The sequence below is a fragment of the Pleionea mediterranea genome (assembly GCF_003148745.1).
In the GTDB taxonomy this organism is placed as follows: domain Bacteria; phylum Pseudomonadota; class Gammaproteobacteria; order Enterobacterales; family Kangiellaceae; genus Pleionea; species Pleionea mediterranea.
Genome location: NZ_QGGU01000011.1, coordinates 26,227 through 46,226, shown reverse-complemented (window position 1 = coordinate 46,226; position 20,000 = coordinate 26,227). Strand labels below are relative to the sequence as shown.

The following is a 20,000-nucleotide window of genomic DNA, read 5'->3' as shown; positions in this document are numbered from 1 at the left end:
TCACTCATTTTAGTCGCTTTTTTATGTTATAGCTCGGTGGTATAGTAGAATCAATCCTTTGATAAGAGGTGGTTGATGAAGACAGCATCTGAATGGCTGGCCGAATACGGTGAAAGCCATCAAAATCCGACCAACAAATTGATCCACTGGTGGTGTGTACCTGCCATATTCTGGAGTGTGGCATTGTTACTCTGGTCGATCCCGGTGCCAGAATGGTTTCCAGCAGGAGTTGCTTATAACTGGGCAACTTTGGCGTTGATATTGGTCATGGTGTTTTATGTGGCAACGTCATTATCTCTCAGTGTTGGGATGCTGATCTTTTCGGTTTTGGTATTAATGGCCACTTATGCGGTTGAGCGATATGTTCCGTTGGAGCCGTGGATTTTAGGTCTGGCTATTTTTATAGTCGCCTGGGTGTTGCAGTTTATTGGCCATAAAATTGAAGGTAAAAAGCCGTCGTTTTTTAAAGATATGTTGTTTTTACTGGTTGGCCCGGCATGGCTGATGGGGTTTATTTACAAAAAACTGGGGATCCGGTTTGCTTGATGCTACGTAAAGTTAAGCGTAAATCTGTGACATATAAACTCTGTCATCCAAAAACTCTAAGGTCATACAAGCTCATTAATAACAATAATCGCCACTGAATCAATCAGGCGTGTCAGTTCGAATAAAACCAATAAAAGTGTAAAAGAAGACTATGTCATTAGAACAATCTAGCGCGTTAGTCACCAGCGAAGGTGTCACTCTTGGAATTCTGGCTCTGAGCCTTGGGTTTGTTTTTTATACCTCTAATTTGAAAACAGGTGCCTGGAGTAAGTTTTATAAATACGTTCCAGCGCTGTTGATGTGTTATCTGATCCCATCAATATTCAATTCATTTGGTGTGATTTCTGGCGAACATTCGCAAATCTATTATGTGGTTTCACGATTTTTATTACCTGCCAGCCTGGTGTTGCTAACACTTAGTATCGATCTCAACAAAATTAAAAAGCTTGGGCCCAAGGCCATCATTATGTTTTTAACCGGTACTCTTGGCATTGTTATTGGTGGGCCAATTGCGATTTTACTGGTGTCAGTGGTGAGCCCTGAAACTGTTGGCGGCGCACACCCCAATGAAATTTGGCGCGGAATGACCACCATTGCCGGTAGTTGGATTGGTGGTGGAGCCAATCAGGCGGCCATGTACGAAATGTGGGAAGTATCGGATGATATTTTTCCATCCATGATTGCGGTGGATATCATTGTTGCGAATATCTGGATGGCCATTTTGTTGGTGATGGCGGGCAAATCTAAAGAGTTGGATGAAAAGCGGGGCGCTGACGCATCGGCCATCGAAGACGTTAAAAAGCAGGTGGAAAAATTTCAACGTGAACATGCCAGAATGCCCTTGCTGCCAGATTTTATGTTGATGCTTGCAGTGGCACTGGGGGCAACCGGTCTGGCTCATTTATTGGCTGACGCTATTGCACCCTGGGTGGCTACCAATTTCCCACAGCTTGATAAATTCAGTCTCACTAGTCAGTTCTTCTGGCTTATGGTGGTGGCTACGACGACCGGACTGGTGCTGTCCTTTACCCGGGTGAAATCTCTGGAAGCGGCAGGCGCGTCAAAAATGGGGTCTGTATTTATTTATATATTGGTGGCGTCCATTGGCATGAAAATGGATATCACCGCAGTTGTCAATCATTGGCAAATCTTTATCGTTGGCCTGATATGGATCAGTATTCACGCTGGTCTGTTGCTGTTAGTGGCAAAATTAATTAAAGCGCCTACCTTCTTTATTGCGGTTGGCAGTCAGGCTAATGTGGGTGGGGCGGCCTCTGCGCCAGTAGTGGCTTCGGCATTTCACCCAGCTTTAGCACCGGTAGGTGTATTACTGGCGGTTCTCGGTTATGCTTTGGGAACTTACGCAGCCTGGCTCTGTGGTGTTTTAATGCAAATGGCCGCACCAGTTGGCTAATTTTTTATTACCGTTATAATTAACTAGAAGCTATCTGAAAATTTGCCTTGTCTTACATTGGTTCGCTATTTTTGAGATGGCTTCTTGATAAACAGAAACATTTTGAGCTATTTCAGGTATGGAATAGGACGATTACCTGAAATAAATAAAGAGGAAACAATCGGATGTTGAAACTGCAGTTCAAAGATAAGTCGCGACCTGATCGCTGGCTGGTAGATTCTTTGATCACCATTGGCAGTGATCCCTCTTGCGATATCGTGATTAACTCGAGTCAGGTAGCGCCTCACCATGCGGAGCTACTGATTCGAGACAACCTCATTGAGTTTGTTCATAAAGCATCCTCTAAAAGCTCCTTTGTAAACGGTCAGCTGATCGCCATTAATATCGAACTTAAAGCCTGGGATATTATTAAAATTGGCGAAATGGAAATGGAGCTGATTGATCCACTACTGAATCGAAGTCCTCGTAAATCCACCGCGTCTCACGCAACTCAAGTTCGAGAAGTGTTAAGCGACTGGTTAATTCAGGCACAAACGGCTCCTTTTTCCGGCCAGTTATTTCCGGTTAATAAAACGTTGACCATAGGCCGTGATACCACTTGCGACATTGCCATTCCCATGCCCCATATCTCACGTAAGCACGCACAGGTACGTCAGGAAGGGAATCGATTGTTGATAAAAGATTTGGGATCATCGAACGGCACTTATATAAATGGCGACAAGCTGGCAGAAACCGAATTAAATAATGGCGACGAAGTCAGGGTGGATGAGTTTTGTTTCAAAGTGATATTTGCTGGTGAAGCAACGGATAACGAGCAACAGAATTTTCATACCTCAATCCGTAATACTCAGCAGGAAATGTTAAGCAGTAAAAAGTCTACAGCTAAATACCCAACCCCGGCCAGTATTGAAATGATTGATGAGCGACAGGCGTTAGAACGTGCTTTTTTTCACGGCAAGTCGTCGTCCATCAAAGGCAAAGTATACGAGGTAATTTCCAGCGGTTCGCCGATTGGTCGTATGCTTGGCCATCACCTATCTCGTGAAGAAACCAGCGTGTCAGCGCGGCATATCGAAATCTATAAGAAAGGTCGATTCTGGAGTATAAAAAACAACGGTGCGGCGAATGGCTTATTGGTGAATGGTCGCATGACAACCCGCTCAACCTTGGTGGATGGTGATGAAGTGACCATTGGTGGTATGAATTTGCTGTTTCAATGCGAAGGAAAGTCGCCCCGTAGTATTTATCTGGAAGACACAGAAGGCACTTTCGATTTGGCAAAAGTTGCTGTAGCTGTTGCGGTATTTGGTGCTGCGCTAATTTTATTGTTGGCGTTTTTTAATCAATAACAGACGTACGAATAATTCGCAGTTGTTATTCTATCAACTATAAAGTTAAATGATCTAAAGCTGACTGGCCCACCAAAGTAAAAATTCTCGAAGCGTCTGATGGATAAACTGCTTGATATCGGGCATAAAAAAGTAAACCTGAACATAAAAAATGGCCAGCGCCAACACGACTATCCAAAGCAGGTTTTTAAACCAGCGCATAAATGATAACGAGGCTTTTGCTTTTTGTTTGATGTTGGTGGTGCTTATTCCGGTTGAGCGTTTTTGCTGTTTAGTGCCGTACAGGCTTTTAAGTTGGCTTAAGCGGTGTTGCACCTCACTGATACTTGTGTAGCGAAATTCGGGAGCCAGTGCCATCATTTTAATCAGCATTTCCTGCATCTTTTTTGGCAGTTTACCGTAGGGCTCAGTCCAGGCAATCTGACGATTTTTCCATTGTATAGGTTCTCCCGTTAGCATGTGATAAAACACGGCACCCAGTGAAAAAATATCAAACGCATTCGAAACGGGCTCCATTTTTTCTGGAACATACCAGTTTTTTTGATCAAGGTGCTCCAGATTAAAGTTATCGTGTTGATGGTAATGTTCCGATAGACCAAAGTCGGTAAGCTTTACCTCTCCCGACTGTGAAAACAATATATTTGATGGTCGTATGTTGCCATGTAAAATTCTATTTTGATGAGCAAAATTTAATCCCGCCAATAATCCTTCTGCCACATTAAAAAACTCATCAAATGAAAAGGGTTGCAGTAACCGCTCAGCCAGTGAACCGGCGTTCATATACTCCATAACGGTAATAAATGCCCGTCGATTGCTGGAGGTGCCGTAAATATTAATGATGTTTTGATGCTTCAGGCTGGATAACAACTTTGCTTCTTTTAATCCACTGGTGTCGTGATTTCGTTTTTTAATGGCCAGTAAATCGCTGGATTTTTGCTTTTCATATAAATAGACCTTACTGAATTCATTTTCGCTAATAACATCGAGCAAGGTGAAGTTTTTGCTGATGGAAGCCACTTCTTTTTCGGCGGCGGCCTTTTGACTGAGGGCTAAGTGCGCACCTTTGATAATGTGCAGCAGTTGATTTTCAATCACCGAGGCGGATGTTGGTCGCTGAGCAGGATCGGCGGAAATGCAGCTTAAGATAATTTTCTTTATCGGCTTAGGTATGCTCGATTGTTCAATATTTTGCGGCGTGGCGTTATCAATAAAGTTTTCAGAAAAGGTTTCAAACATTAACACGCCTAATGAATAGAGATCGCTTAGTAAGTTAGCGTTACTCGATGAGACTTTTACTTCTGGCGCCATATATCGTTCTGTTCCAATCACTTGCGCTGCACTTTTTTGCACAAAGCGTTCATCGGTATAAAAACTGGCGATGCCAAAATCAAGGATGCGGGCATTGTTCTCACTGTCAATAATGATATTGGCGGGTTTAATATCACGATGAACAATGCCATTTCTATGGGCAAACGATAAACCGCGGCATATTTGAATGGCGTATTGCACTTTTTGACTGTTAGGAATCTTTTTATCTTGCACCAGATCATGCAGTGTGACGCCTTCAACAAACTCCATTACGAAAAAAGGTTTACCAGACTGGGTGATCCCTTTATCAATTACATGAATGATCTTTGGATGATTCAGCCTTGCTACTATTAAAGGTTCGTTTTCAAATAAAGCTTGTGCAGTGGAGTGATTGAGTAACTGTTCCGATAAGAATTTGATGGCAACGGTACGTTTAAGTGACAATTGTTCGGCACGGTAAACTTCCGACATGCCTCCTTCGCCAATTTTTTCTTCCAGCCGATAACCTGCTATTTCCATAATCTATTGTTTTCATTGGTTTTAGATAAGTTTAGCAGGTGTTTTTAAAATTGCAGCCAGAGCCATATTTTATCAGCTGGCTTTAGAACGAAAGATAAACACGCTCTAGATCTTTGGTAAAAAGTTTTCCGCTAACATGCAGCGCATACTGCCACCGCCAATGTGTTCAATGGTCGGAATTTTACAGGCCACTATGTCGCCACAAGAGGACAGTATGTTTTTTTGTTCGGAAGTAAAACCATTAAAGGCGGTCTCGGACATGGTTATGATGGGATCACCCTGTTGATTTTGCAGTTCCAGAATATTGGCACAAAACATGGACTCGGCCTGTTGTAACGAGATATCGATAACGTGGGAATGGTTTTGCTGTAACTGAGTCAATACCTGACTCCGCTGAGACTCAGCAATACTGGCGCCACACACGACCGCAAATTCACGGCCCACACTTAGCATTACATTGGTGTGGTAAATGGGCTGGCCGGTAGAACCTTTGGCTTGAAAAGTAAAAGGGCTCCAGTTGTAGTGCCGACAATATTCCATAAACAAGGATTCTTCACAGCGTTCCGATATCGCGGCATAGGCTTTATTGGCAAGGTGATCAAAAACAAGTGCGCCGGTGCCTTCAAGAATGCCTTCGCAACCAACACTGTCATTAATGAGATCGATCTGGTCCACCCGGTAACCAGCGCCAAGTAATAAATCTTTCAGCCGCTTGGGTGTTACTTCCTGCCGCCTATTTTCTGTTTTCATCGGGTACAGCTTCACCGAACCATCGGCGTGGGTAGTAAACCAGTTATTCGGAAAAACAGCGTCGGGTACCTTTAGTGTAGGCTCGTGCTCTAATATGAGTATATTGATACCAGCCTGGGATAATTGCTTGGCTGCCGATTCAAATTCATCAAATGCCTGACTTTGAACTTTTAATGCCGTGCCTTCCGGCTTGTGTTGAAACGCATTGTCCTGGTGGGTTTGTTCATTAAACCCAAAATGAAAGGGACGACACATGACGGCGCTGTTGGTGGTATGAGTTTGCTGTGACATGGTAAATGCCTGTTGAATAATTGCTATGGCATTATATTAGCATTCTGACCGCGGTGGATCATCGGGCAAAAAAAAGGCCTGCAGAGCAGGCCTTGCATTAGCAAAAAGTCGAGCCAGATAGGACCAAAGGGGTAGGAGGTGCTCTGACTGCGCTAATCAATCACTGTTGGGACAGATAAATTTGAGCTACTCACTCAGGAACGTCGACCGAAATCGCCATCCCCAAATTCTTTCCACAGAGGATTAATCTGCTAAATCTTCCAAATTGTTCAACGTGTTACGTTGAGCCAGTTTTTTTGAAGCTGCCTCTGACTCGGCAGTTAAACCCATATAAAAGGGTTTGGTTTCTTTAAGCTGCTGTTTCAATTCGTATATAACGCTGACTAAAGCTTCTGCCTTAATACGAGTTAACTGCAACTCAATGTTGGATTTAAAGCTTGTTGGCTGAAAATCCTGTGCCTGGGTATTGATGCTCATGACTGAGAAAATCAAAACTGCGGCGAATACTCTTGCAAACTGTGTCATGGTGCTTACCTCACTCCATCGATTGTCTCGATAAATGCGCTAACAAATATTCAAAACCTTTACCCTCTCAAAGCAACGAAACCGTTACTCCGAACACCGTACGGCAGATAACTTCCTGTCGATGACTTCATGATTTATGAACTCTTCAACGTATCTCTCGGGTTCGGAAAGTATATTATGGATTTGGGTGCATAGATTCAAACGATCATTTATAATGTTTCGCATTAGATAAACTAATGAATGGACTGGTTGATTAACCATGGCAAGAAGACTCCCCCCACTGAACAGTTTAAGGGCTTTTGAAGCCGCTGCGAGGCACTTATCATTTACTCGAGCTGCGGATGAACTTTTTGTGACACAAGCCGCAGTTTCACATCAAATAAAAGGGCTTGAAGATTTTCTTGGAGTCCAGTTATTCATTAGGAAGAACCGTAAGTTATTACTAACTGACCAAGGTCAGGAGTATTGGCCTAAAATTCGCGATATATTTGAGAAACTGGCTGCCGCAACAGAGCAGTTAAAAGCACAGGGTGCATCGGGCGCATTAAACATCAGTGTGGTACCAACATTTGCCATTGTTTGGTTAGTGCCAAGGCTTACTCGTTTTAATGCACTTTATCCAGATATTGAGGTACGACTGAAGGCAACTGATCGCGAAGTGGACTTTTTTCAGGACGATATCGATGTTGCTATTTACTATGAAAAGGGTGATTACGCAGGAATGTACTCAGAAACCCTGCTGAATGAGTTTTTGACACCCATGTGCTCACCAGCACTGCTTGACGGTGAAAAGCCTCTGACGGAGCCCGATGACCTTCGTCATCATATGTTGCTCCATGACGCGACTACCTATGAATGGCGTGAATGGTTAAAGCTTGCTGGTGTAAAAGGGATTGATTTGCGTAAAGGGCCGGTATTTTCCCATTCCAGCATGGTAATGCAGGCTGCTATTCATGGTCAGGGGGTTGCTTTAGGTCATAATGTGCTTGCACAGCCGGAAATTGAAGCGGGGCGTCTCATGTGTCCGTTCGATATCGTGTTACCGAGTGATTACAAGTACGATCTGGTTTGTCCGGAAGAATGGGCCGAACGGCCCAAGATAAAGGCATTCCGCGACTGGATCATGGAAACAGTCGCACAGGAACAGGCCATGGAGTCTTTGTTCTAGCAGCCTGTTTGTTAAAGTTAAAGGTTTGTTGGAATTATTATCTTAAGGTTATCTGGTTACCTTAAGATCTAGAAACCTTAAGATAATGAATACTGAACAGCTGATCGTCGTCAACCCAGACTTTTTCCGGTTTAAATCCGGCACGAGCCACCAGCTGATGGAAATCGTCCACTGAGTACTTGTAAGAGCTTTCGGTGTGTATGGTTTCGCCTTTTTTGAGCGTATAGCTCTGATCGTCCACGGTGATGGTTTGATCCTGCTGGCTGATCAAGTGCATTTCGATGCGACCCAGCTCTGGGTTATAAATTGCTTTATGCTGAAAATTTTCCGGCTCAACCTTTACGTTTAAGCGCTGCTTCAGGTGATTTAGTACATTCAGGTTAAACTGTGCAGTGACGCCAGCGGAGTCATTGTAGGCCTGCTCCAGAATTTGGCTGTCTTTTTTCATATCTACCCCAATCAGTAAGCCGCCATTATTACCCACCAGTTTTGCCACTTGTGACAGTAATTTGCAGGCATCTTCGGGATCGAAGTTACCAATGCTTGAACCCGGGAAAAAGGCGTTGTAGCGACCCGGACCAAAGTCAGGGATCTCCCAGCTTTGGCTGTAATCGACACGGTTAGCATGCACTTCGAGCCAGGGGTAGTCTTCAGCCAGCTGTTGCGCAGAAGCAATCAAATGCTCTTTTGAAATATCCATCGGCACATAAATTTTTGGTTTTAGTGCTTCGAGCAAAATACGTATTTTTAAACTACTGCCACTGCCGAGCTCCAGTAAAATACTGTCTTTACCCAGCAGGTCGACAAATTCCGATGCGTGCTGTTTTAATATGGCAATTTCGGTACGGGTGGGGTAGTACTCGGGCAACTCGGTAATTTGATCAAACAACTGTGAGCCAGTTTGATCATAAAAATATTTGGGCGATAACGCCTTTTGAGGCTTTGATAAGCCCTGATGAAGATCGTCGAGCATTGTGTCGATGACTTTATGTTGCTCATAGTAATAAATACGTTCTTTTTTAACGGCCTGATTCATAATTAACCTTATTATTTTGCCAGTCGAAGTCCACTCATTTGCCAACGATCCGTTGGGTAGAAAAAATTACGATAGGTGTGTCGTATATGCTGCGAAGGTGACAGACAGCTGCCGCCGCGCAGTACCATCTGATTGCACATAAATTTGCCATTGTATTCGCCCACAGCGCCTTCGTTGGGTTGAAAGCCAGGGTATTGGGCGTAACTAGACTGTGTCCATTGCCATGTTTGATGGAATATTCCGCTATCGTCCGGGGCATTGATTGAAGGGTGAAGCGGAGGCTCAGCAAAGTCAGTGTTGAGTTCATTGATACGCTGGCTAGCGTAAACTTCCCACTCAAATTCGGTGGCGAGTCGGTTGCCAGCCCAGCGTGCAAAAGCATCGGCCTCATAATAATTAATATGACATACCGGAGCGTGCTCCAGTAATGGCTGTAAGCCGAATAAGGTAAATTCATACCAGCCATCTTTTAATTCTACCCAGTAGAGTGGGTGAGAGACGTTGTTTTGTTGCAGCCAGCTCCAGCCATCGGACAACCAGAGTATTGAGTTGGTGTATCCTTTATCGGCAATAAACTGAAGGTATTCACCATTGGTGATGGGGCGAGAAGCCAGTTGCGATGTCTCAAGATACTGGTTGTGCGCAGGGCGTTCATTATCAAAACCAAAGCCTTCGGATGATTGACCGCATTGATAAACGCCAGCCTCAATGGATTGCCATTTAATGGCGTCAGGTTTAATCACGGACTGAGGTGAAAAGCGTTCTGTTGCTGAGGGTTGGCGATAAGCCGGGTAAAGAGGATTTTGAAAAAAATTATATTTGAGATCGGTTAAAAATAATTCCTGATGTTGCTTTTCGTGCTGGATACCCAGCTCAATACGGTCAATGATGGTTTTTTGCTCATCGGGTTCTCGTTGTTCAAACGATGATTGATCCAGTAAAGTTAACACCTGCTGGGAAACCGTTTGGCGATATTGATAAACCTGTTTAACCGTTGGTCTTGATAATAATCCGCGTTTTGGCCGTAAAAACGGCTGACCGATTGCGTTATAGTAAGAGTTAAATAAGTGCTCGTATTGATCGTGAAAAGGTTTGAAGTTATTCAGGAATGGTTTTAGTAAAAAGGTTTCGTAAAACCAGCTGGTGTGTGCAATATGCCATTTAGCAGGGCTGGTTTCTGCAACGGCCTGTAAGCCATAGTCTTCCGTCTCAAGTGGCTGACACAAGTCTTCACTGAGTTGGCGAGACTGTTGAAAGCGTTGCATGAGTTGCTGTTTAAATTTGGCAGCTATGGTGTTGGTCATTGAGCATTCCAATCAATCGTTAGCATATCGTGTGTGCAAATAAATGCAACAGAATCCTGATAGTTAAAGTGTTAATCTAATAGGGATTCTGCTGTTTGTAATCATAATAACTGACAGCCTGAGTTAAATATAAACTTTAATAACATAGACAGTGTGCCCTGAAACAGCATAGAGTCGCCAGTGAAAATATTATTACAAATTTTGAGACATAATTTTATTCATTAGAGCAATTCTTGCGATAAAATAAAGCCTTAATAATGAAGTGAAAAATATCAGGAGCAAATTCCAATGAAAAAAACACCATTAATATTGTCAGCACTCGGGTTAGGTCTTCTATCTCAATCTGCTTTTGCCGCCCCTTTTGACTTTAAAGTGGGTGTTGCCAGCGATTATGTTTATCGTGGGATCAGTCAGTCGGGAGAAGATCCGGCTGTTCAGGCCAGTATGCAGTTTCATCCTGCAAAGGGTTGGTTTGTTCGTGGTTTTGCTTCCGAAGTCGAGTCTCGGTTTGGCGGAAATATGGAACTTGAGTTTGCCGGTGGCTATCAGGGCAAAATCAATAAAGACTTTAGTTACAAAGGTGAATTGGCTTACTCGGTGTTTACCGACGAAGAAAATGGCGATTCCGATTATGTGGAAGCCAATTTTTCATTAAGCTATAAAAAATTCTTTACTGCGTTAATTGGCCATACTAATGATTATTATGGCACCAGTGATGCGGGGACTTATCTCGAAGGCCGATTCCACTTGCCCTTACATGATGTAATAAAAACCGACGTTTACGCAGGAAATTACTCGCTTGATGACAGTGCCGGGGAAAGTTATTCGGTTTTTGGTATTGATGCCTGGACACACATTGGCGAGATCAAGTTTAAGCTATCTTTCTCAGATACCGACTTAGAAGGAACGGATATTGCGGATAGCCGCATATTTGTAAACGCCAGTTACCAGTTTTAATTCTGCTATACTCAGATTGGTTAAATACTTATCTGGTTTATGCAGGCAATTGTAATCTGGAGCTGTGATGTTGAGTGCATTGTGCTTCAGGTTCATACAATTTTAGTTATATAAAGCAAAAGGAGCCATGTCGCTCCTTTTGCTTTATCTGGACTTATTACAAAATTTCTATCCAGAAGCTTGCACGGTGCGTATGAACTTACAATGTTAAAATTAGCGGTTAACGATTAAGCAATTCATCTGGTTTTTGTTACAATTAGTCAATCAGGATAGCCAATAAGGAGGTTTTGATATGTGGAATGTGTTTGCCAAACTCTTCAAGGTACTAAATTCGGAAGAATCACCGCAAGCCATCGGCTGGGCGATAGCACTGGCTTTTTGTTTTTCCATGTTGCCCGTGTTCAGTTTGGCAAAATGGATAGTATTATTAGTTGTTGCATTTTTTCGTGTCAATCTCACTTCTTTTTTAGTCTTTAGTGCAATATTCCCAGCACTGTTCTGGCTGCTGGATCCTTTGTTTAATCAGCTAGGTTTTTGGTTGTTAACTCATCCGGATCTTAATTCGCTTTGGCATTCGGTTATGCAGTCGTCTTTTGGGCAATCGTTAGCGCTTAATAATACTCTGGCCATTTCCAGTTTGCTGCTATCACTTGTGTTGTTGTTTCCATTGGTCGTTTTAGCAAAAAAACTGGTGTTGTTTTATCGAGAAAATCTGAAGCATCGTGTGGAACGTTGGCATATTGTTCAGGTTGTTAAAACCTCCAAGTTTTACCAGTACTATCAGTCAATTTCGTGAGAGTGTTATGAAAATATTTCGATTATCTGGAATTATCATTGCTGCGGTTTTTGCTGTTGTTGTTTGGTTGTTGGCAACCGTGGTGGTTAATTATTGGCTAAAAAATATCGTTGAGTCACAAGGAAGTAAAGCCAACGGTGCAACAGTTGCGCTTAATGATTCAAGTATTGGATGGTTATCCGGCGGATTGTTGTTTGAAGGTCTATCGATTGCCAATCCCGATGATCTTATGAGCAATCGTATAGAGCTGGATCGACTTCAGTTTGATTTGTCGATTCAATCATTACTGAAAGGTGATTTGCATGTTGATAAACTTGACGTTTTAAACATTAAATTAAATCAGCCACGACAACAGGCGGCAGAAAAGTTTCAGTCAAGTGATACAGAAAGTGGTTTTAACTGGCCAAAACGGGCGGTTGCAAAAGCTAAGTCGGTAGATGTTCAGGCGCTATTACAAAAAGTGAATATTCAATCGCCAGAAATGTACCGTGAATTTTCTGAGCGATTAACCACGCAAAAGCAACAATGGCAACAACAACGTGAATCTTTGCCTGATAAAGCGCGAATTGAACAACATCAAGCAGAGTACAAAAAGCTGCAGGCAAAACTGAAAGACGCCAATACGTTAGAAAAGTTAAAGGTTGCCAAAGACATTAAGCAACTGCTTAAAGAAGTGGATGCCGATCGTAAAAAGATCGCCGAGTTTAAACAGTCGGTTTCGGACGGAATTGGAGGCATCAAAAATGACTGGCAGTCGTTGCAAAAGCAAGTAGGAAAAGACACGGATTTGGCGATGTCGATTGCCAGTTTATCGCCAGAGGGTATCAAGCATTTAGCCTCCAGTTTTTTGGGTGAAAGCACCGCTCACTGGTTGCATCTGGCGCTGGATAATGTTGACCGATTAAAAGCCTTATCATCCAACAAGAATCCCGACAAAAAAGCAGCTGAACCTCGAGAAGGCGTCGATATTGCTTTTGGCCCTGAGCCTGTGAAACCATCGCTCTGGATTAAGCAGACGGCTATTTCTGGATTGTTACAAATGGCGGGTCAACAAGGTCAGCTGTCTGGTGAAGCCAGTAATATTGCCAGTGAGTTATTGCCCGGGTTGCCCATGTCACTGAATATGGCAATGTTGTTACCGGATCATCAAAAAGCGTCTGGAAATTTATCGTTAAAGGTTCGGCATAAACAGGACAGCAATAATCCTGTATCAGGTAAATTTGATTTAAATCAATGGCCTATAGAGAACTGGAGTGTATCTGAAGGGCAAATTAACCTGTCTGAAGCATTAATGAATGCGAATTTGGATATTGCCACTTCAGAATCATCAGTAACCCTCGATTTTAATGCGCAACTGACTGATTTTAAATTAAAAAGTGACCTGTCCAATGCCGATAATACCTTACGGCAGCTTACCGATGTATTAAATGAAGCAGAACGTATTGATTTGAATATAAAGGTTACAAAAACCGATTCTCAGACTACAATTAATCTATCTAGCAATCTCGATAAGCTATTATTTAATAAGGTAAAACAGGAACTTCAACAGAAAGCAGACGCTGTGAAACAGAAAGTTCGTGCGTCGGTTGAACAAAAGGTTGCCGAACAAAAGGCTGCCATTGAAGACAAGTTATCTGGCTTACTGCAGTTTGATGAACAATTGAAGAAGCAATTGTCAGAACTGGATATGGGATAATCATGATTGTTGAGTTTAACCATTAGCCCCAGATCATAGTTGTTCATTTTAATGAAAGATTATATTGCTGAGTGACGCTTTCAATGAAAGTTGATGTCAAAAAGAGTTACTGTCAGCGAGAGCTTTTGTTATTTAGAGCGACAATTCGTCGTAAACCATGGGCAGTGAGTATTTTAATCAAAGACCGTATTTTGTAGGAACGGGAGTGAAACAATGTGGCCGATTTCTAAACCATTTATTTGGTTAAGTATATTTATTATCATTATGACAGCGGCAATGGATGCCAGAGCTCGCTGTATGGAAAACGTTTGTATTGGTGATGAGATCGAATCTTTGTCGGTAAAATGGCGAGATGTTAACCTTAACTATTACGATGAAAAATTTGTTGAAACAGAACTGCAAGATCGAAGTGTGCAAGATGTTTATTACGACTATAACGAGAAGCTGATTGCTGATCGTAATGTGCTTCTGGAAATTTTGCCTTACGTAATTCGTAATCAACGGTTCGATAATAAAGTTTTGGCGGAGTTAAATAAAGTACGAGCCATCTGTACATCATTGACGTTAACTGGCGAAGTTGAAAATAACTCAAAAAGTCGGCTGTTTGTTACTTTTCGAGCCGTGCCAAGTAATAAGGGGCGTGGCACTTTACGTGTAGTTCAAATTGAAAAACAATTTAATGTGATGGCGCCTCATTTGCGACCAAATGATGCCATTTTATTTGAAAACCTAAAAACAGAGTTGAAAAAAATATACCCGTCTATGGTTGTGGTAAGAGATATAGATGGGCGTATCAGCAGTATGGAAATGCAACAGGCCAATGCGATTTTGGGGTTTCGATTTGTATCCGATGTTTCTAATCCGCTGGTATTAAAGTTACTGGATGATGAAAACATCGACATGATAGAAGATTCTGAACAAGCGCATCCTCTTTGCCAGAGAGATTCTTAATTGATTGTGAAGCAAAGTTATTTTAAAAAATAAACTGCAGCGGTGGATTCTCGGTGTCGAACCAGTGAATGCTGCCGCGCTGCTTCATCTTTGCCTCCGTTACCGAATGTTCTGCATCCAATAACAACATCTCTGGCGCTTCATGTCGTTTAGCGTCATAAATTACCGCACCGGTGGTCGCTTTTAAGCTAAGTTTTTCATTATTTTCCAGCGTGATTGCCGCAGCGTTGATTTCTTCATGCAGTCGTAATAAAAAGGCCTGATTGTTTTCACCATTGGGCAGGGTAGCGGCAACACAAAACTCATCATCTTTCAGTCGACAAATTAAATCAAACTGACGTAATGCTCTGGTCAGGGTTGCTGATAAAATAACCAGTGCTTTATCACCCACATCGTGACCATAGTTCTGGTTAATCACTTTAAATTGATCGACATCAATAACGGCAACTAACAAGCAAAAGTCGCTTCGTCGGCACCGCTGCATTTCTTCTGATAGGCGTCGAATAAACGAGGTTTTTAACAAGGTTCCGGTAAGGTGATCGTAGGTGGCGCCTTTAAAATATTCCCAATACTTTTCTGTGGATACCAGAGCGGCGGTTACGGATAGGCCCACTAATGCAATAATTAATGTCGTGTTTTCGCGGTATTCTAATAAACCAATCCATGAGTAACGGGTGACGTCCAGTGACAAAAATATTAGATAAATACTCAGTGATACCAATAAAAATATTTGCGGCTTTGATACAACACTGCGTTTTACAAACAAGGTTAAACCAATAATCACTAAAGGTGGAATAAAAGCCGTTAGTTTTGACCAGTGATAAAACTCCGGTAAATGGTATATTGAAGGCCAGATTAAAACACTGATACCAAAGATTAAGTAAAACGCAAAAATGGAACGATTAAGTATATGTTTTTTCAGTTCATAGGTATGGAACAAGTAAAAATTTAGTGCCAGTTGAGCAAAAATAAAGGCGACGCATTTCCAGCGCAATAAGCTATTAGTATCAAAGCCCATTTTGATCACAAAATGATGGTTTAAAAATATAAACATTGCCGACAAAAAACTAAAACCTGCTAATCCTAATGCATCATAACTGCCCGGAATACGGAGGAAGTAGTAAAGCTGCAAGATACATATCATAAACAGTAATGCGGCAACAAAGCTCAGCATTAAATCTTTTTTAAACGATCTGGCTAATATGTCTTCAAAGGATCGAAATGTCATGGTCAGGTACTGATGCTGATTGTCATTTTCGGATGAGTAGGTTAATAGCCTTAAGGTATTGGGTTTGTTAAATAATAGCTTTTCCGGAGGTAAAAAATAAAATCGGCTGTAATAGGATGCGTTTTCGTAGCGAGGTGGAAAACTACCCGTTGAATTAATCAGTTCGCCATTCAAATAAAGTTCATCAGCGCCCTGTATTTCTTCTATGATAATCCCCGGATACAAAGATTTAATTGATTCGTCGAGAATAAAACGCAGTTGCAGTGATTGCAGACGATAGGCATTAGTGGAGTTTACATCCGTTTGTGGTTGAGCCGATCTGTCACAGGATAACGAGTCCTGCATGGGTGTGGTGCTGGCATGCTGACATTCTTGCCAGTAACCTGTTACATCACTTGGCAATTGATCAATTAATATGGCATCGCCTTCAAGTGCAATGGGAGCACTGGCAAAGCTCATGCTGCTAACAATCATGCAAAGCCATACGAAAAGACTTATAAGTATTACTCGAGCCGGCCCAAGGCTTGACTCAATTGGTCTATCTTGTTTTAGTAATGGGGTGCGTAGCATAGTAAAAATACCCGAAAAAAGTCTTGTTCCATGGCGCTCTGAATTAAATTTTGCGCACTTTTATAATGTCAATCAAACAGTGTTACTTTAATTAGTGTTACTTCAATTATAGTATCAGGTTTAAATCAAGTTGTCCGGCGCTGTTCGTTTTCTGGAAATGCATCAAAGTAGAGAGTTATGCGTAAAATAACAGGATGCATTAGTCGTTGAATAAACAGGAGTCTAATAGGTTGAATATTTTAATTACCGGTGCAAACCGAGGATTAGGGCTGGAATTTTGCCGTCAATATCTGACGCAGGGGGATCGGGTGATTGCCTGCTGTCGGGCACCCGGGCAGGCGACACAGTTATTGGCTTTGCAAAAGCAGTTTCCGGCGCTGGTTATTGAGCAACTCGACATAGTCAATGAGAGTGAAGTGCAACAGCTTTCAGAAAAATACCATGACCTAGCATTGGATTGTTTAATCAATAATGCTGGTTATTATGGGCAAACACCTCAGTCATTGGAAAACTGTGAGCAGCAGGACTGGCTCAATACAGTACAGGTGAATGCCATTGCGCCAATATTACTTACTCGAGCGTTTTTGCCCTCGTTGAAAAAAGCGACGTCAGCAAAAGTTGCTTTTTTTACCAGTAAAATGGGCAGCATTGGTGATAATGGTTCTGGACGCAGTTATATTTATCGTTCATCCAAGGCTGCTCTGAATGCCGCTATAAAGTCTTTAGCCATTGATTATGCAGATGAGGGCTTGTCCGTGATAGCCCTGCATCCTGGTTGGGTGCGGACTGATATGGGCGGACCAAATGGTCTTATTGAGCCTGAAGAGAGTATAACGGGGTTAAGAAGTGTTATTGCTGAACTCGACAGTAATAGCAGTGGTAGCTTTAAGGATTATCAGGGCAAATCGATAGCTTGGTAAACAACAGTTTGGTAAATAACAGCATGCTAAACAACAGTGTATTTATTGAATCTAAGTAATTGAAATACCGGAAAGCTGCACTTACGGCTTTCCGGTATTTTTTTACTCTTAATTATTTACGCTCAATCGGTGAGTCATCGTTGTTATCGTTATCGTTATCGTTATCGTTATCGTTTTGCGAGCTTTCGGATTGATGGCTTTTCGTATTTGCTGTTTCTTGATTATCAGTTTCTGGATTGACAACTTCTGAATTAACAACCTCTGAATTAACAACCTCTGAACTATCCGTCTCTGTTTTAGCGCTTTCAGTTGCAACCCCTCTTTCATTTACTGCTTCGTTATCAATCGCATCTTGTTGTAGATGGTAAATATCATCAAACGAGCTGTAGATGCTGCAAAATACAATTGGCGCGCCGTATACCGCCATTAAAAAGTAAAGTCCACCTATGATAAACCAGAGCTCCATTGGATAGTTTTGTGGTTGAGTACCTTGTAAGTTAAAGCTGGTAAACAGACCGACGATTAACGCCACAAAGATCATAATTAAAACGAGCGCAACAAGACTGTACAGTAAGTAAGGTAAAAAATTTCTTAAACAGCCCTTAAAGCTGAGTTTGATGGATTCGATGGCATCGACTTTTAATAATATGATCAGAGCAGGGACAAACCAGATTGCCATAATAGCGGGCAACATTAATCCCAGAAATAATAACCCTGCCAATAGAGCCATTAGCATGGCAGAGCCAAAATCCGAAGTGTTGCCACCAGAGAACAGAGTAAAGCCAACCACAAACATTAAACCAAACACGACGATAAATACGCCGACCATCATAGCGAGGTAAAGTGCGCCACTTAAAAATAGCTGACCGGTCTGTTGGGAAAAGCCTGCAAATAACTGGGTGACACTAAGCTCGTTGCTATCTTGTTTAAACGCGGCGTACATAAATCCTGCGACAATAACCGGATAAAATAAATAGGGGATGAATGTGCCTAACAAAGGAATCAATGAAAATATTGCAAAAACAACCAACATTAGAAAATTAATAAAGCCAATGGCAGACCAGCGAAAAGGTGATTTAAACACCCGACGGAAGCCATCAAAAAACCAGTGAATGCCTCGCATAGCCGGTAAACGTTTGATCACAACATTCGAGTCGGATATTGAGATATTTTGATTAAGAGTTGATTGCGGTGACTGATAAGGGCTGGTTGATGGCATAATAAGTGTCCTTGTTGTTTGCAGTTAGTCTATGAAATGCAATCAATAAGTGCAATGGGCATTTATTTACTTGTGCTTTGCACTGTCTATAATAGAGCTAGATCGTATTTTGTTATTAGTAGGGTTTGCATGAAGATTTTGGTATTAGAGCCATCCCGAGTACAGCAGATTATTTTAAATGCTATGTTTCGAGCCTGTGATCTTTATCCAGAGTTTGTAGCCTCCTTAGCCAGCGCCATGTCTGAAGTGGATAAAGCGGAATATGACTGCGTATTCACCAGTTATTCTTTAAAGGAAGGCAGTGGTGTTGATATTGCCCGGCATCTTAAACGTACGAATAACACCAAAACCAGTGTTATTTTACTGACCACAGAAGACAGACGCACCATACTAAACGATGCCTTGTCCGCAGGTATCACCCGAATTATTCCTCGTGCAAATACAGTTGAGCTGGAAACTTTTATCCGTGAGTTGGCAGACTCTGATGTGGATTATCAACAAATGTCTGGCAAGGTTCTATTCATTGATGATGACAGGACAATGACAGCGATAATTTGCAGCATGATTGAGGCTTCTGGTTCAGAATGCATTTCTTGTACAAATGGTGAAGAGGCTATGGCGTTGATTGCAGATAACCATTTTGATCTGGTTATCGCGGACTATTTTCTTGACGGAAAATTAACCGGCCTCGATACGTTACTGGCGATTCGTCAGATGGGGGGGAAACGGGCGCGCACGCCGGTAATGGTGATATCGGCACAAACTGATGTTGAACGCCGTATCGAAATTTTAAAAAAAGGCGCCAATGATTATGTGGCGAAGCCAGTGGTTGAAGAAGAGCTCGTTGTACGAGCCAATAACCTGATTACGCAAAAAAAATTGTTCGATAGAGTGGAAGAGCAACGTGAGCAATTGCGCAATATGGCTATGACCGATCAATTGACTGCTTTGTATAACCGTCATTTTTTGGTTGAGTTTGCACCAAAGCGTCTTGCCGAAGCGATGCGGCACAAAACGGATCTTAGTTTGATGGTGGTTGATCTGGATCATTTTAAAGCGATCAATGATACCCATGGCCATGATCGAGGGGATCAGGTGTTGCGTGAAGTGGCCGATATACTTAAGTCTGTCTGTCGTAAGGAAGATATGGCGATTCGGCTGGGTGGTGAAGAATTCTTATTAATTTTGCCTCATTGCAGCGCCGAGGGTGTGATTAAAAAAGCTGAAGAATTACGTTTGCTGTTATTAAAAACCCGACCTGCTCGACTTGATGTCACTGGTAGTTTTGGGATTACCTGTCTTGAAGGTGGTAACCAGGCAGACTTTTCCGATTTATTTACCGCTGCCGATGAAGCTGTGTACGAAGCCAAAGACACCGGACGAAATAAAGTGATTTTTCGTGCCGTGGCCTCACCTGAATGAGTTAAACCGCAATAATTTGAATTCTTGTTAC

17 protein-coding genes are annotated in these 20,000 nt (G+C 42.2%); 10 read left to right on the top strand and 7 right to left on the bottom strand.

Annotated elements, in window-relative coordinates; genetic code table 11:
- Positions 1 to 75: 75 nt before the first annotated feature.
- From C8D97_RS14640 to C8D97_RS14630, 3 genes are all read left to right on the top strand, one after another.
- The gene (locus C8D97_RS14640) at positions 76 to 546 is read left to right on the top strand and encodes an Mpo1 family 2-hydroxy fatty acid dioxygenase (RefSeq protein WP_109764545.1); all 471 of its coding nucleotides are present in this window, start codon (positions 76 to 78) and stop codon (positions 544 to 546) included.
- Between the two features lie 151 nt (positions 547 to 697).
- Entirely contained in the window at positions 698 to 1,960 is a 1,263-nt protein-coding gene (locus tag C8D97_RS14635; RefSeq protein ID WP_109764544.1) for a DUF819 family protein, read from the top strand.
- A 164-nt stretch (positions 1,961 to 2,124) separates the two neighbouring features.
- Positions 2,125 to 3,309, top strand: coding sequence for an FHA domain-containing protein (locus tag C8D97_RS14630; RefSeq protein WP_109764543.1), 1,185 nt, complete (start codon positions 2,125 to 2,127; stop codon positions 3,307 to 3,309).
- A gap of 54 nt (positions 3,310 to 3,363) precedes the next feature.
- On the opposite strand, the gene C8D97_RS14625 is transcribed toward C8D97_RS14630, so the two are convergent.
- The 3 genes from C8D97_RS14625 to C8D97_RS14615 all read right to left on the bottom strand — a co-directional run bounded on the left by C8D97_RS14625 (position 3,364) and on the right by C8D97_RS14615 (position 6,702).
- A complete protein-coding gene (locus C8D97_RS14625; protein WP_109764542.1) occupies positions 3,364 to 5,136 on the bottom strand; it encodes a protein kinase domain-containing protein in 1,773 nt (590 codons plus the stop codon).
- Positions 5,137 to 5,241: 105 nt separating this feature from the next.
- Positions 5,242 to 6,177 (bottom strand): arginine deiminase-related protein, encoded by a 936-nt coding sequence (locus C8D97_RS14620; protein WP_109764541.1) that lies wholly within the window; start codon positions 6,175 to 6,177, stop codon positions 5,242 to 5,244.
- Between the two features lie 243 nt (positions 6,178 to 6,420).
- Positions 6,421 to 6,702, bottom strand: a complete 282-nt coding sequence (locus C8D97_RS14615) for a hypothetical protein (protein ID WP_109764540.1) — start codon at positions 6,700 to 6,702, stop codon at positions 6,421 to 6,423.
- Between the two features lie 259 nt (positions 6,703 to 6,961).
- Between C8D97_RS14615 and C8D97_RS14610 the strand changes: the two genes are divergently transcribed.
- Positions 6,962 to 7,870, top strand: a complete 909-nt coding sequence (locus tag C8D97_RS14610; RefSeq protein WP_109764539.1) for a transcriptional regulator GcvA — start codon at positions 6,962 to 6,964, stop codon at positions 7,868 to 7,870.
- Positions 7,871 to 7,931: 61 nt separating this feature from the next.
- Here C8D97_RS14610 and egtD read toward each other — a convergent pair whose 3' ends face one another.
- Positions 7,932 to 8,906 carry an L-histidine N(alpha)-methyltransferase gene (gene egtD / locus C8D97_RS14605; protein ID WP_210204961.1) on the bottom strand — a complete coding sequence of 325 codons (975 nt, stop codon included), beginning with the start codon at positions 8,904 to 8,906 and terminating at the stop codon, positions 7,932 to 7,934.
- 11 nt (positions 8,907 to 8,917) lie between these two features.
- Positions 8,918 to 10,210: an ergothioneine biosynthesis protein EgtB gene (gene egtB, locus C8D97_RS14600; RefSeq protein WP_109764538.1), complete on the bottom strand. Its 1,293-nt coding sequence runs from the start codon at positions 10,208 to 10,210 to the stop codon at positions 8,918 to 8,920.
- 288 nt (positions 10,211 to 10,498) lie between these two features.
- On the opposite strand from egtB, the gene C8D97_RS14595 reads away from it, so the two are divergent.
- From C8D97_RS14595 to C8D97_RS14580, 4 genes are all read left to right on the top strand, one after another.
- The gene (locus C8D97_RS14595) at positions 10,499 to 11,167 is read left to right on the top strand and encodes a TorF family putative porin (protein ID WP_109764537.1); all 669 of its coding nucleotides are present in this window, start codon (positions 10,499 to 10,501) and stop codon (positions 11,165 to 11,167) included.
- 292 nt (positions 11,168 to 11,459) lie between these two features.
- Positions 11,460 to 11,963 carry a TIGR03546 family protein gene (locus tag C8D97_RS14590; RefSeq protein WP_109764536.1) on the top strand — a complete coding sequence of 168 codons (504 nt, stop codon included), beginning with the start codon at positions 11,460 to 11,462 and terminating at the stop codon, positions 11,961 to 11,963.
- 7 nt (positions 11,964 to 11,970) lie between these two features.
- Positions 11,971 to 13,659, top strand: a complete 1,689-nt coding sequence (locus C8D97_RS14585; protein WP_109764535.1) for a TIGR03545 family protein — start codon at positions 11,971 to 11,973, stop codon at positions 13,657 to 13,659.
- Between the two features lie 213 nt (positions 13,660 to 13,872).
- Entirely contained in the window at positions 13,873 to 14,610 is a 738-nt protein-coding gene (locus tag C8D97_RS14580) for a hypothetical protein (protein ID WP_109764534.1), read from the top strand.
- Positions 14,611 to 14,632: 22 nt separating this feature from the next.
- Here C8D97_RS14580 and C8D97_RS14575 read toward each other — a convergent pair whose 3' ends face one another.
- Positions 14,633 to 16,312, bottom strand: coding sequence for a GGDEF domain-containing protein (locus tag C8D97_RS14575; protein ID WP_170115268.1), 1,680 nt, complete (start codon positions 16,310 to 16,312; stop codon positions 14,633 to 14,635).
- Positions 16,313 to 16,638: 326 nt separating this feature from the next.
- On the opposite strand from C8D97_RS14575, the gene C8D97_RS14570 reads away from it, so the two are divergent.
- Positions 16,639 to 17,328, top strand: a complete 690-nt coding sequence (locus C8D97_RS14570; RefSeq protein WP_109764532.1) for an SDR family oxidoreductase — start codon at positions 16,639 to 16,641, stop codon at positions 17,326 to 17,328.
- Positions 17,329 to 17,440: 112 nt separating this feature from the next.
- Here C8D97_RS14570 and C8D97_RS14565 read toward each other — a convergent pair whose 3' ends face one another.
- Positions 17,441 to 18,547, bottom strand: coding sequence for a BPSS1780 family membrane protein (locus C8D97_RS14565; protein ID WP_109764531.1), 1,107 nt, complete (start codon positions 18,545 to 18,547; stop codon positions 17,441 to 17,443).
- A 129-nt stretch (positions 18,548 to 18,676) separates the two neighbouring features.
- Here C8D97_RS14565 and C8D97_RS14560 point away from each other — a divergent pair, with 129 nt between their 5' ends.
- On the top strand, positions 18,677 to 19,969 hold the full coding sequence (locus C8D97_RS14560; protein WP_170115267.1) for a diguanylate cyclase: 1,293 nt from the start codon (positions 18,677 to 18,679) through the stop codon (positions 19,967 to 19,969).
- Positions 19,970 to 20,000 lie beyond the last annotated feature (31 nt).

Bases quoted from the DNA above. Each gene is read 5' to 3' on its own strand.
- C8D97_RS14640 (WP_109764545.1), top strand. From the start codon at position 76: ATGAAGACAGCATCTGAATGGCTGGCCGAATACGGTGAAAGCCATCAA.
- C8D97_RS14635 (WP_109764544.1), top strand. From the start codon at position 698: ATGTCATTAGAACAATCTAGCGCGTTAGTCACCAGCGAAGGTGTCACT.
- C8D97_RS14630 (WP_109764543.1), top strand. From the start codon at position 2,125: ATGTTGAAACTGCAGTTCAAAGATAAGTCGCGACCTGATCGCTGGCTG.
- C8D97_RS14625 (WP_109764542.1), bottom strand. From the start codon at position 5,136: ATGGAAATAGCAGGTTATCGGCTGGAAGAAAAAATTGGCGAAGGAGGC.
- C8D97_RS14620 (WP_109764541.1), bottom strand. From the start codon at position 6,177: ATGTCACAGCAAACTCATACCACCAACAGCGCCGTCATGTGTCGTCCC.
- C8D97_RS14615 (WP_109764540.1), bottom strand. From the start codon at position 6,702: ATGACACAGTTTGCAAGAGTATTCGCCGCAGTTTTGATTTTCTCAGTC.
- C8D97_RS14610 (WP_109764539.1), top strand. From the start codon at position 6,962: ATGGCAAGAAGACTCCCCCCACTGAACAGTTTAAGGGCTTTTGAAGCC.
- egtD (WP_210204961.1), bottom strand. From the start codon at position 8,906: ATGAATCAGGCCGTTAAAAAAGAACGTATTTATTACTATGAGCAACAT.
- egtB (WP_109764538.1), bottom strand. From the start codon at position 10,210: ATGACCAACACCATAGCTGCCAAATTTAAACAGCAACTCATGCAACGC.
- C8D97_RS14595 (WP_109764537.1), top strand. From the start codon at position 10,499: ATGAAAAAAACACCATTAATATTGTCAGCACTCGGGTTAGGTCTTCTA.
- C8D97_RS14590 (WP_109764536.1), top strand. From the start codon at position 11,460: ATGTGGAATGTGTTTGCCAAACTCTTCAAGGTACTAAATTCGGAAGAA.
- C8D97_RS14585 (WP_109764535.1), top strand. From the start codon at position 11,971: ATGAAAATATTTCGATTATCTGGAATTATCATTGCTGCGGTTTTTGCT.
- C8D97_RS14580 (WP_109764534.1), top strand. From the start codon at position 13,873: ATGTGGCCGATTTCTAAACCATTTATTTGGTTAAGTATATTTATTATC.
- C8D97_RS14575 (WP_170115268.1), bottom strand. From the start codon at position 16,312: ATGATTGTTAGCAGCATGAGCTTTGCCAGTGCTCCCATTGCACTTGAA.
- C8D97_RS14565 (WP_109764531.1), bottom strand. From the start codon at position 18,547: ATGCCATCAACCAGCCCTTATCAGTCACCGCAATCAACTCTTAATCAA.
- C8D97_RS14560 (WP_170115267.1), top strand. From the start codon at position 18,677: ATGAAGATTTTGGTATTAGAGCCATCCCGAGTACAGCAGATTATTTTA.